This is a genomic window from Acrocarpospora phusangensis (genome assembly GCF_016862995.1).
GTDB lineage: Bacteria > Actinomycetota > Actinomycetes > Streptosporangiales > Streptosporangiaceae > Acrocarpospora > Acrocarpospora phusangensis.
In genome coordinates, this window is the sequence record NZ_BOOA01000144.1 from 1 (window position 1) to 10,464 (window position 10,464).

Genomic DNA, 10,464 nt, shown 5'->3' on the forward strand with positions numbered 1-10,464 from the left:
GGAACCCGCCGGGACGTGGTCGAGCACGGTCGGGCCGAGCCAGAACCCGTCCCCTTCGGGCAGGTTCTCGCGGCCGTCCACGACCAGCTTGCCCTCGCCGAGGTCCAGATAGGAGGCGACCTTGTCGCGGTGCTCGCGGGTGACAAGCGCGCCCATCTCGGAGGCGGGGTCGTCGCCGGGCCCGACCCTGATGGCCCGGGTCCGCTCGGCGATCTTCTCGACCAGCTGGTCCCCGATCGGGTCCACCGCGAGCACGACCGAGATGGCCATGCAGCGCTCGCCCGCCGAGCCGAAGCCTGCCGAGACCGCCGAGTCGGCGACCAGGTCCAGGTCTGCGTCGGGCAGCACGAGCATGTGGTTCTTGGCCCCGCCCAGGGCCTGCACCCGCTTGCCGTTGGCGGTGCCGGTCTCGTAGACGTACCGGGCGATGGGGGTGGAGCCGACGAAGCTGACCGCCTTGACGTCCGGGTGCTCCAGCAGCCGGTCCACGGCGACCTTGTCGCCCTGCACGACGTTGAAGACACCGTCCGGCAGGCCGGCCCGCCGCCACAGGCCGGCGATCAGCAGCGACGCCGAGGGGTCCTTCTCCGACGGCTTCAGCACGAAGGTGTTTCCGCAGGCCAGCGCCACCGGGAACATCCACATCGGCACCATGGCCGGGAAGTTGAACGGGGTGATCCCGGCCACCACGCCGAGCGGCTGCCGGATGCTGAAGGAGTCCACGCTGGTGGAGACGTTCTCCGAGAAGCCGCCCTTGAGCAGGTGCGGGATGCCGCAGGCGAACTCCACCACCTCCAGGCCGCGGGCCACCTCGCCGAGCGCGTCCGAGTGCACCTTGCCGTGCTCGGCGCTGATCAGCGCGGCGATCTCGTCGCGATGCCCGGCCAGCAGCTCGCGGAACCGGAACAGCACCTGGGCGCGCTTGACCAGGGACGCGTCCCGCCAGGCGGGGAACGCCGCCGCGGCGGCGGCGACGGCCTCGTCCACCTGGGCGACGTCGGCCAGGGCCACCCGGCCGCTCTCCGCCCCGGTGGCCGGGTTGTAGATCGGGGCGGTGCGCCCGCCCGCCGTGCCGTCGGCGGGCGCGCCGTTGATCCAGTGGGTGACGTGCTTCACGAGATGTTCTCCAGTGCGGTGACCAGGATGCCGAGACCTTCGCGGGCCTCGTCCTCGGTGAGGGTGAGCGGCGGGGCCATGCGCATGGCGTGGCCGTACAGGCCGCCCTTGCCGGCCAGCAGGCCGAGGCTCCTGGTCTCCTCCATGTAGCGGGCGGCCAGGGCCGGGGCGGGCGCGCCGGTCTCCGGGTCCACGAGTTCGATGGCGAACATGAGCCCCTTGCCGCGCACGTCGCCGACGATCGGGAAGCGGGGGGCGGCGGCGCGCAGGCCGTCCAGGATGATCGCGCCGGTCCTGGCGGCGTTGGCCTGGAGGTCGTGGCTGAGCACGTAGTCCAGGGTGGCGTTGGCGGCGGCCATGGCGATGGGGTTGCCGCCGAAGGTGGCCAGGCCGACCGCGTGCGGGCCGTCCATCAGGTCGCCGCGGGCGACGACGCCGCCGACCGAGAAGCCGTTGCCGAGCCCCTTGGCGAAGGTCATCATGTCCGGCGTCACGCCGTGGTTCTGGATGCCGAAGAACGCCGATCCGGTACGGCCCCAGCCGGTCTGCACCTCGTCCGAGATGAACAGGATGCCCTCGTCCGCCAGGACCTCCTGGTAGGCGGCGAACAGCCCGTCGGGGGCCATGGTGAACCCGCCGACCCCCTGGATCGGCTCGGCGATCAGGGCGGCCACGTCGTTGGAGACCCCGGTGGCGAGCACGTGCCGCAGGTCGTCCACGCAGGCCGCGATGTAGCCGGCGTCCGAGAGGCCCTTGAACTGGGCCAGGTGCCGGTCCGCGCCGTGCAGGAAGTGCACGTTCAGCGGGGAGAGCGAGTTGTTCTTCCAGGACCGGTTGGAGGTCACCGAGATGGCGCCGAAGGAGCGGCCGTGGTAGCTCTGCCGCATCGCCAGCACCTGGTCGGACTTGCGCGCGTACGTCGCCAGCAGCAGGGCGGTCTCGTTGGCCTCGGTGCCGGAGTTGGTGAAGAACACCTTGGCGTCGGGGATGCCGGACAGGCGCGCGATCTTCTCCGCGAGCTCGATCTGCCCGCGGAGAAGGTAGACCGTGGAGGTGTGCACGACGCCGGTGGACAGCTGCCGCTCCACCGCCTCCCTTACCTCGGCCACGTCGTACCCGATCATGTTCGTCAGGATGCCCGCGAAGAAGTCCAGGTAGCTCTTCCCGGCGGCGTCGACGACGCGGTTGCCCTTGCCGCTGACGATCTCGATGGGGTCGGTGTAGTACAGGGCGAGCCAGTTCGGCATAACCGCGCGGTGGCGGGCAAGAAGGTCCGACATACCTCCGAGTATCGCCGTTTGGGGCGACCGCTCCTACCAATCAGTGTGTCGGCATAGGCGAAACTTCCGTTACACGATGACGGGGAAGTACGACCAGCGCGACGATCGCCGCGAGGACCGCGAAGCCCAGGCCGACCAGCGCTCCCGTGGACATCGCGGACAGGAACGCCTCCGTGCCGGCCGCCACCAGCGCCGGGTCGCCGCTGTCCACGGCCACGTTCACCGACTCGCGCGCGGCGGGCGGGGCGGACCCGGGCATCGAGGCCGTGTAGACGGCCGACAGCACGCTGCCGAGGATGGCGATGGACAGCGCCATGCCGACCTGCTGCACCGTGTCGTTGAGCGCCGAGCCGACGCCCGCGTGCTCCGGCGGCACCGCCCCCATCAGCGTCGTGTACGCCGCCGGCCCGGCCAGGCCACCGCCCACGCCCATCACGACCAGGCTGGACACCAGCAGCGCGTACCCGTCGGAGCTGTCCAGCGTGGCCAGCACGGCGAAGCCGCCCGCCATGACGGCCAGCCCGGTCGTGATGAGCGTGCGGTTGCTGACCCGCTTGCCCAGCCCGGCGCCGACGCCGTTGAACACCATCGCGGCGAACACGTACGGCAGCAGCGCGATCCCGGCCCGGAGCGGGTCGTACCCGAGCACGAACTGCAGGTACTGGGTGAGCGCCAGCATCAGCGCCCCGGAGCCGAAGGCCAGCAGCACGATGGACGCGCACGCGCCGCTGAACGCCCGGTCCCGGAACAGGCCCAGCGGCAGCATCGGGTGGTCGGTCCTGCGCTCCCACACCACGAACCCGCCCAGGCCGAGCACGGCCGCCGCGATCAGGAGCGGGTTCCAGCCGTCCGCGGGGAAGGTGATGACGGCCCAGACCAGCGAGCTCATGCCGACGATGGACAGCACCACGCCGACCGGGTCCAGGCGGCGGCTCGACCCGTACGACTCGGGCATGAGCACCAGGGCGGCGATGACGGCCACGATGGCGATGGGCACGTTCAGCAGGAAGACCGAGCCCCAGTAGTAGTGCTGGAGCAGCACCCCGCCCAGGGTGGGCCCCGCGATCACGCCGACCATGGCCACCGAACTCCACGCGGCGATGGCCTTGCGGCGTTCGTCCTCGTCGAAGACGGTGATCAGGATCGACAGCGTGGACGGCATCAGCACCGAGCCGCCGACGCCCATCAGCGCGCGGGCGGCGATCAGCTGCCACGGTTCGCTGGCCAGCGTGGCCAGGGCGGAGGCCAGGCCGAACACGATCAGGCCGACGATGAGGGCCCGGCGGCGGCCGTACCGGTCGGAGAGGGAGCCGACGGTGAGCAGCAGACCGGCGAAGACCAGGACGTAGGAGTCGAGGATCCACTGGATGTCGGCGGGGGTGGCGCCCAGGTCGCGCATGAGCGCGGGGATCGCCAGGTTGAGCACCGTGCCGTCCACGACGAGCACGAGCAATGTCAGGCAGAGAACGAGGAGAATCCACCAACGACGGGGGTCTCGTACGGTGTTCGAGGTCACTCGCACACTGTACGGCAGTTCTCGTACAGCGTGCGAGAGAATATTCTGAGGGGGTGTCACCCAAGGAGTTCACCTCGGTCTGGGCCCGCCCGCCGCGCGCCCAGCGGGAACCGGGGCTCAGCCGCGACCAGATCGTCAGGGCCGCCGTCGAACTCCTCGACACCGACGGGCTCGACGCGCTCAGCATGCGCAAACTCGGCGCGAAGCTCGGCGCCGGGGCCACGAGCGTCTACTGGCACGTCGCCAACAAGGACGAACTCCTCGAACTCGCCATGGACGAGGCGTACGCGGAGATGGTCCTGCCCCCCGGCCAGACCTGGCGCGAAACCGCCGGCACCTACGCGTACGGCCTGCGCTCCACCATCCTCCGGCACTCCTGGCTGGCCTCGCTGATCGGCACGCTGCCCAGCCTCGGCCCCCAGGCGCTGCGCTGCGCGGCCACGATGCTGGACGCGTTCTCCCGGGGCGGGTTCCGCGGCCTGGACATCGACTACGCGGTGTCCGCGGTCGTGTCGTACACGCTGGGCGCGACCCTGCCCGAAGCCTCCTGGCGCAACTCGGCGGAGAAGGCGAACCACACCGAGCAGGAGCAGGTGGCGGCGCTCTCGCCGGTCATCGAGCGCGTTTCGGCCGACTACCCCGCGCTGCGCGAGCGCTACCTGTCGTACGGCTCCGCCGACTTCGACCCGCTGCTCGCCCGCAAGATCGGCTTCGACTACGGCCTGGTGGCCATGATGGACGGCCTGGAGGCGCGGCTGCGGCAAGCCCATGATCAGCACACACTTGGGCAAACCCAGCAAAGTGTCAGGGACTGATACCTCATGCTTACATCCTGATCCGGTAGCCTCACCTCATGCTCCCCACGGTCGCGGACGTGCTCTCGCTTGACGCCGTCCGGCGCGGTAACCCGCGCGTCGTCGCGGGCGCCGATCGGCTCGACACCCGGGTTCGCTGGGTGCATGTAGGGGAAATCAGCGACCTCGCCCACCTCCTCAGAGGCGGCGAACTGGTGCTGACCACCGGCGTGGCCTTGCCGTCGGAGCCCGACAAACTCTCGGAATACGTCGCCGACCTCGCGGAGGTCGGCGCGTCGGGCCTCGTCGTCGAACTCGGCCGCAGGTTCGTCGGCGAACTGCCGGCACCGGTCGTCAAGACCGCGGAGGAGCACGGGCTGCCGCTGGTGACGCTCGCCAGGGAGACCCCCTTCGTGCAGATCACCGAATCCGTGCACGCGCGCATCATCGACATCCAGCTCCAGGAGCTGCGCGCCTCGGAGCAGCTGCACGAGGTCTTCACCGAGCTCTCGGTCGAGGGCGCCTCCCCCGTGGACGTGCTCGGCCAGGTGACCCGCTTCTCCGGCCGGCCGTCCCTGCTGGAGAACCTGGCCCACCAGGTGCTCGCCTTCGACGCCGCGGGACAGGACACGGGAACGCTCCTGGCCAGCTGGGAGACCCGCTCCCGGGCCGTCGTCACCGAGGGCCGGACCACCTACGACGCGGCCTCCGGCTGGCTGGTGACCACGGTGGGCGCGCGCGGTCAGGACTGGGGCCGGCTGATCCTGTTCTGCGACGGGCCGCCCGGCCCGCGCGACATCGTGCTGGCCGAGCGCGCGGCCACCACGCTCGCCCTCGGCCGCCTGCTCGAACGCCACCAGGAGTCACTGGAACGCCAGGCGCACGGCACGATCATCACCGGCATCCTCACCCACGCGTACGCCGATCCCGACGAGGCCGCCGCCCGCGCCCGCGCGGTGGGCGTGCCGCTCACCGGCCGCAAACTGATCAGCGTCGTGCTCCGGCCGATCGCCGAAGGGGACACCGCCCTCGACGAGCAGGTCCGCCTCGGCGACCTGGCCGACGCCACCGCCTCGGCCTGCCGCGACGCCCGCCTCCCCGCCCTGGTGGGCGCCCTCGACCAGGCCCGCGTCGGGGTGCTGCTGCCGCTGCCGCCGCGCACCGTCGCGGAGGCCGCGCTCGGCAGCCTCGCCGAACGCCTGCGCGCCGCCTTCCCCGCCCCCTTCGTGCTGGCCGCCGGCTCGGTCGTGGACTCCATCCGGGACGTACGGCGCAGCTTCCTGGAAGCCGAGCAGGTCGCCGACGTGGCCGTCAGGCAGCCCGACGGCCGGGCCTACTACCGCCTGCCCGACCTGCGGCTGCGCGGCCTGCTCCACCTGCTCAGGGACGACGCGCGGCTGCAGACCTTCGCCGAGCGGGAGCTGAGCCCGCTGCTGGCGCACGACGCCCAGCGCAACGGCGACCTCACCCGCATCCTCGCCATCTACCTCGAATCCGGGCGCAACAAGGCGGTGGCCGCCCAGCGGGCCCACCTGTCCAGGCCCGCCTTCTACGACCGGCTGCGCCGCCTGGAGCGCATCCTGGACACCGACCTCGACGACGTCGAGTCCTGCCTGTCCCTGCACGTGGCGCTGCTCGCGCTGGAGTCGTTCCGGCGGGAGACCCGATGAGGGCACGCGACCACGGCGTCGTCGTCGGCTCCGGCACGCCCGGCCCCGGCAACGCCATCACCGACGTCCCGGGCGTACGGGTCGGGCACACCACGCTGATCAGCGGCGACGGGCCGCGCGTGGTCGGCGTCGGCCCGGTGCGCACCGGCGTCACCGTGGTGCTCCCGCACGAGGGCTCCGCCTTCGACGAACCCGTGTACGCGGGAGTGCACTGGCTCAACGGCAACGGCGAGATCACCGGCATGGCCTTCCTCCGGGAGTTCGGCGTCCTCGGCTCGCCCATCGGGCTGACCAACACCGGCTCGGTCGGCGTGGTCAGGGACGCCCTCGTCGAGATCGAGATCGGCGCGCTGCGCAAGGGCTCCCAGTCCTGGTCGCTGCCGGTCGTCGGGGAGACCTGGGACGGCTCGCTCAACGACATCGACGGCAGGCACGTGACGGCGGCCCACGTCAAGGAGGCGTACGCGCGGGCGAGTAGCGGCCCGGTCGAGGAGGGCGCGGTCGGCGGCGGCACCGGCATGATCTGCCACGGCTTCAAGGGCGGCATCGGCACCGCCTCCCGGGTCGCCGACGGGTACACCGTGGGCGTGCTCGTGCAGGCCAACCACGGCGCCCGGGAGCGGCTCACCGTCAACGGCGTCAACGTCGGCAGGTGGCTGCCCGAGTCGCCCGCGCCGTACGAGGGGGCCGGATCGATCATCGGGATCGTGGCCACGGACGCGCCGCTGCTGCCGCACCAGTGCCGGCGGCTGGCCCAGCGGGCCGGGCTCGGCGTGGCCAGGACCGGCGGGGCCGGGGAGAACTCCAGCGGCGACGGCTTCCTCTGCTTCGCCACCGGTAACCGGAACCTGCCCGCCAACGCCCTGGACGCGAACCCGCCCCGGACCTACCAGGTGACCGTGCTCGCCGACGAGTACATCGATCCGCTCTTCTACGCGGTGATCGAGGCCACCGAGGAGGCCATCGTGAACGCGCTGGTCGCGGCGGAGACCATGACGGGCGCGGACGGGCTCACCATCCCGGGGCTGGACGGCGCCACGCTGGCGAATCTCCTCTCCTGAGCCTCCGCAGGTCACAGCCGCGAGGGAGAAATCACCTCCCACCGGGTGTAAGTCCTCTCCCACCCGTGCACGCTCCGTGTACTCGCCATTACAGACCGAGCGTGCTTGGCTTCTCGCGTGACCCTAACCCAGCAAGAGATCACGAGTGGGATCGCCCTGGCTTCGGTCCCCGCGCCCGACCCGGCGACCACGGTGCGCGCGCTCTCCGGCCGCTTCCCGCGCTGGACCATCTGGTGGGGGGAGTCCACCGGCCGCTACTGGGGCATGTGCCGCCGCGCGCGGGGCACGCTCGTCTCCGTCGAGGCCAAATCCGCGCAGGAATTCGTACAAAAGGCGCGAGATATCGAATACCGGACACTTCAAAACAACCTGTAAAAGTCTGACAACGCCGAATTCTCATACTCTTTGGCGTGTTTCGCTCTCCTTGCACGATCATTCTCGCCACGATGGTCCCTTAGGCCATTAATCGGGAGAGAACTTCATGCGACGCCTGACAGTCGGAACCGCCGCGATGATCGTCACAGTCACCGCTGTGTCGGCACCGGCCCTGTCCGCGACTGCCGCATCAACGGAATCCATAACGGCTGGACTGCCCTCCGCCAAGTTCCCCCTTGGCGTCCCCGGGATCCCCAAATCAGCCGTCAAGGCGCTCGGCGCCGGAATCGAGTACTTCACCCTCAAGCACGGCACCCCGGAGGACGGTTACACCGTCAGCCTGCTCTCCGCCGGCAAGGACTTCATGTCCGAGACCACCGCCCAGAACCTCGCCGTCTCCGCCCAGACGGCCGGCTTCGAACCCACGGTGGTGCAGTTCACCCGCCCCGCCATCGCCGACTTCCCCGCCCAGGACTTCTGGATGGTACGGATCGGCAGCTGGACCCTCAAGCAGAAGAAGGACGCCGCCGAGACCGTCGCCGACCTCAAGGACGCCGGGCTCAGCGCCAAGGTGGACTACCTCGGCGACGACGGCTTCCTCACCTCCGGCCCCTGGCAGATGCGCATCGTCACCGTCGACCCGCGCAGCTTCCGCGGCACCTTCGCCTCCTCCCTCGGCGCCAGCACCGCCAAGCGGGAGAAGGTGTCCGCGATGGCGAAGGCCGGCGGGGCGTCGATCGCCGTCAACGGCGGATTCTTCGACATCCACACCTCCGCCGCCTACCGCGGCGACCCGACCGGCATCTCGGTCGTGGGCGGCAAACTGCTCAGCGAGGCCGTCCCCGGGCGTACGGCCATCGTCCTGAAGGGCAAGACGGCGCGCATCACCGAGCTGGCTTCCAAGACGACCGTCACCACGAACGGCGCCAACACCCCCGTGGCCGGCGTCAACCGGGTGCCCAAGCCCAACGAGCTCGTGCTCTACACCGAGGAGTTCGGCGCCAAGACGCCGTCCACCGGGGGCGCGGAGGCCGTCCTGGACGCCGACGGCCAGGTGCTGGCGGTCCGGGACGCCGGCGGCAAGGTCACCAAGGGCCGGCGGGTGCTCCACGGAGTGGGCACGGCCGCCGACTGGGTGCGCGCGTACGCCTCCGAGGGGCAGGTCCTCACCGTCAAGACGACCGTCAGCGACCTGCGGCGCAAGCGCACGATGGTGCTCACCCCCGACACCTACATCGTCGGCGGCGGCGTCGGCCTGGTGCGCAACGGCAGGACCTGGATCACCGCGTCAGCCGACGGCATGGCCAACGTGAACATGATCCTCCGGCGCCATCCGCGCACCCTCGTCGGCGTGACCAAGACCGGCAAGCTGCTCCTCGCGGTCGTCGACGGGCGCGCCCCCGGCACCACCGTGGGAGCGTCCTTCCTGGAGGCGGCGCAGGTGATGCGCTGGCTCGGGGCGCGGGACGCCATCAACCTGGACGGCGGCGGCTCCTCGGCGATGGTCGTCAAGGGCAAGGTCGTCAACAAGCCGTCCGACGGCTCGGAGCGGGCGGTCGGCGACGCGCTGCTGGTCAGGTTCTGAGCGCAGTCAGGTTCTGAGCTGTCAGGCCCTGAGCTTGTCGATAGAGTCGTCGTCGCAGGTGGCCCAGAAGGAGCCGACCACGTCTTCGAGATGATCGAGTGAGTGCGCCGCGAACAGCACGTCCTGATATTTCGTGATGTCGTAGTGCATGGCGCCCATGGCGGCGAGGTCGAGGGGGCGGATGTCCATCCCGCGGAACTCCTCGATCTCGCCGTACGAGCTCAGGATCCCCGCGCCGTACGCCTTGAGCTCGTCGTTCTCGGTCATGACGCCGAACTCCAGGGTGAACCAGAAGATCTTGGAGACGAACTCCAGGGCCTCCTCGGTCTCGACCCGCTGGGCGGCACGGCCGGCCACCCGGTACAGCTCGGCGAAGCGCCGGGACGCGAGCGTGTTGCCGTGGCCGATCACCTCGTGGATGACGTCGGGTTCCGGCGTGTAGAACGGGACCGAGTGGTGGCGGATGTACTGGGTCGAGTGGAAGTAGCCGTCGGCCAGCACCCCGTAGAACTCGCGGAGCGGGACCAGGCCGGCGGCCGGGAGGTAGCGGAATCCCGTCAGCGGGGTGAGCAGGTCGCTGACCTCCTCCAGCTGCGGGATGCGGTCACTCGGCAGACCGAGTTCCTCGGCGGCGTTGACGAACTCGGTTACCGCGTACTTGTGGTGTTTGGCGGCCAGTTCCCTGGTCACCAGCGCCCAGACCTGATGCTCCTCCTCGGTGTACTCGGCGTGCGGTACGGGATCACCCTTGCGGTGGCCGACGGCCAGGGCGGCGATCGCGTTGCGCCGGGCACGGTACACCGGGTCCGCGAACCCGGGATGGCTGGCCGCGAGCTGCACGACGACGGATCCGTCCTCGTTGGCCGCGACCGGAGCGAAATACTGAGCTTCCTCGAACATCTACAAATGACATCAACCCGGGCAGGTCGCTGGCAAGTGTGCCCAGCGCGAGCTGGGCAATCCGTCCATCCGACTCGGCGTTCGTCAGGGGTGGGTGGACAATCTGTCCAGTGCCGCGGGCTTGGTGATGTCCGGGCTATAAAACACGAAAGCCCCAGCCATAAGGC

At 70.4% G+C, this 10,464-nt stretch carries 9 protein-coding genes; 5 read left to right on the top strand and 4 right to left on the bottom strand.

The window, feature by feature from the left end; all coding sequences use genetic code 11:
- The 3 genes from mmsA to Aph01nite_RS39705 form a co-directional block, all read right to left on the bottom strand.
- Nucleotides 1-1,116: CoA-acylating methylmalonate-semialdehyde dehydrogenase (mmsA, locus tag Aph01nite_RS39695; RefSeq protein ID WP_204046249.1), on the bottom strand; the 1,116-nt coding region annotated here is incomplete at its 3' end.
- Nucleotides 1,113-2,396 (bottom strand): aspartate aminotransferase family protein, encoded by a 1,284-nt coding sequence (locus tag Aph01nite_RS39700; protein ID WP_204046250.1) that lies wholly within the window; start codon nucleotides 2,394-2,396, stop codon nucleotides 1,113-1,115. The genes mmsA and Aph01nite_RS39700, both read right to left, overlap by 4 nt.
- 40 nt (nucleotides 2,397-2,436) lie before the next feature.
- Entirely contained in the window at nucleotides 2,437-3,912 is a 1,476-nt protein-coding gene (locus tag Aph01nite_RS39705; protein ID WP_204046251.1) for an MFS transporter, read from the bottom strand.
- 53 nt (nucleotides 3,913-3,965) lie between these two features.
- On the opposite strand from Aph01nite_RS39705, the gene Aph01nite_RS39710 reads away from it, so the two are divergent.
- The 5 genes from Aph01nite_RS39710 to Aph01nite_RS39730 all read left to right on the top strand — a co-directional run bounded on the left by Aph01nite_RS39710 (nucleotide 3,966) and on the right by Aph01nite_RS39730 (nucleotide 9,397).
- Nucleotides 3,966-4,727, top strand: a complete 762-nt coding sequence (locus Aph01nite_RS39710; protein ID WP_204046252.1) for a TetR/AcrR family transcriptional regulator C-terminal domain-containing protein — start codon at nucleotides 3,966-3,968, stop codon at nucleotides 4,725-4,727.
- Nucleotides 4,728-4,765: 38 nt separating this feature from the next.
- Complete coding sequence (locus Aph01nite_RS39715) at nucleotides 4,766-6,376, top strand: PucR family transcriptional regulator (RefSeq protein WP_204046253.1); 1,611 nt, start codon at nucleotides 4,766-4,768, stop codon at nucleotides 6,374-6,376.
- Entirely contained in the window at nucleotides 6,373-7,437 is a 1,065-nt protein-coding gene (locus Aph01nite_RS39720; protein WP_204046254.1) for a DmpA family aminopeptidase, read from the top strand. The genes Aph01nite_RS39715 and Aph01nite_RS39720 overlap by 4 nt, the downstream gene beginning before the upstream one ends.
- A 117-nt stretch (nucleotides 7,438-7,554) precedes the next feature.
- Nucleotides 7,555-7,812: a hypothetical protein gene (locus tag Aph01nite_RS39725; protein ID WP_204046255.1), complete on the top strand. Its 258-nt coding sequence runs from the start codon at nucleotides 7,555-7,557 to the stop codon at nucleotides 7,810-7,812.
- Between the two features lie 106 nt (nucleotides 7,813-7,918).
- Nucleotides 7,919-9,397: a phosphodiester glycosidase family protein gene (locus Aph01nite_RS39730; protein WP_204046256.1), complete on the top strand. Its 1,479-nt coding sequence runs from the start codon at nucleotides 7,919-7,921 to the stop codon at nucleotides 9,395-9,397.
- Nucleotides 9,398-9,418: 21 nt separating this feature from the next.
- Here the strand turns inward: Aph01nite_RS39730 and Aph01nite_RS39735 are convergent, their stop codons facing one another.
- A complete protein-coding gene (locus tag Aph01nite_RS39735) occupies nucleotides 9,419-10,297 on the bottom strand; it encodes a phenylalanine 4-monooxygenase (protein ID WP_204046257.1) in 879 nt (292 codons plus the stop codon).
- Between the last annotated feature and the right edge of the window lie 167 nt (nucleotides 10,298-10,464).

What these genes read in the sequence shown, in the direction of transcription:
- Aph01nite_RS39700 (WP_204046250.1), bottom strand. Translation starts at nt 2,396, where the DNA reads ATGTCGGACCTTCTTGCCCGCCACCGCGCGGTTATGCCGAACTGGCTC.
- Aph01nite_RS39715 (WP_204046253.1), top strand. Translation starts at nt 4,766, where the DNA reads ATGCTCCCCACGGTCGCGGACGTGCTCTCGCTTGACGCCGTCCGGCGC.
- Aph01nite_RS39720 (WP_204046254.1), top strand. Translation starts at nt 6,373, where the DNA reads ATGAGGGCACGCGACCACGGCGTCGTCGTCGGCTCCGGCACGCCCGGC.
- Aph01nite_RS39730 (WP_204046256.1), top strand. Translation starts at nt 7,919, where the DNA reads ATGCGACGCCTGACAGTCGGAACCGCCGCGATGATCGTCACAGTCACC.
- Aph01nite_RS39735 (WP_204046257.1), bottom strand. Translation starts at nt 10,297, where the DNA reads ATGTTCGAGGAAGCTCAGTATTTCGCTCCGGTCGCGGCCAACGAGGAC.